General features: G+C 69.5%; 1 protein-coding gene. It reads left to right on the top strand.

The window, feature by feature from the left end; all coding sequences use genetic code 11:
* The first annotated feature begins 123 nt into the window (after positions 1–123).
* Positions 124–912 carry an HAD-IIA family hydrolase gene (locus NS354_RS12515; protein ID WP_058594783.1) on the top strand — a complete coding sequence of 263 codons (789 nt, stop codon included), beginning with the start codon at positions 124–126 and terminating at the stop codon, positions 910–912.
* Positions 913–933 lie beyond the last annotated feature (21 nt).

The raw sequence follows: 933 nt of genomic DNA, 5'->3' as shown, positions 1-933 counted from the left end.
GGCCGGGAGGGCGTGCGCGTACGCGGAGCGCGGGACGGGCGGCGGGCCGGAGCCGACGCGGCGGACCGGAGCCGACGCGTCGGATGAAACGGCACGTTCACACGCGCGGGCTACGCTGAACGCATGACCCAGAACGAACCGCACCCTCGCCGCGCCGAGATCGAATGCTGGCTCACCGACATGGACGGCGTCCTCGTCCATGAGAACCGCGCGATTCCGGGCGCGGCCGACCTCATCGCGCACTGGCGCGAGCACGAGATCCCCTACCTCGTGCTCACCAACAATTCGATCTTCACCGCCCGGGACCTGAGCGCTCGGCTCGCGGCCTCCGGCATCTCCGTACCCGAGGAGCGCATCTGGACGAGCGCGCTCGCCACCGCCGCATTCCTGAAGCAGCAGCAGCCGGGCGGATCGGCGTTCGTGATCGGCGAGGCCGGGATCCTGACCGCGATGCACGACGCCGGCTACGTGATGACCGAGTCGAACCCCGACTTCGTGGTCGTCGGTGAGACCCGCAACTACTCGTTCGAGGCGATCACGAAGGCGATCCGGCTCATCAGCAAGGGAGCTCGCTTCATCTCGACCAACCCGGACGCGACCGGCCCGAGCCCGGAGGGCCCGCTGCCCGCGACCGGCGCGATCAATGCGCTCATCACGGAGGCGACCGGCAAGCACCCGTACATCATCGGCAAGCCCAACCCGATGATGTTCCGCTCGGCGCTCAACCAGATCGGCGCGCACTCGCACAACACCGGCATGATCGGCGACCGCATGGACACCGATGTGGTGGCGGGCATCGAGGCGGGCCTCCACACGGTGCTCGTGATGACCGGCATCTCCGATCGCGCCGAGATCGAGCGCTTCCCCTTCCGCCCCGACGAGGTGCTGGGCTCGGTCGCGGACCTGCTGTAGACGGCGGTGCCTCCCGCCCGC

The sequence above is a fragment of the Leucobacter chromiiresistens genome, from assembly GCF_001477055.1.
GTDB classification, from domain to species: Bacteria; Actinomycetota; Actinomycetes; order Actinomycetales; family Microbacteriaceae; genus Leucobacter; species Leucobacter chromiiresistens_A.
This window is presented reverse-complemented; position numbering and strand designations above follow the sequence as displayed.

Coding starts and splice junctions, on each gene's coding strand:
- NS354_RS12515 (WP_058594783.1), top strand. CDS start 124: ATGACCCAGAACGAACCGCACCCTCGCCGCGCCGAGATCGAATGCTGG.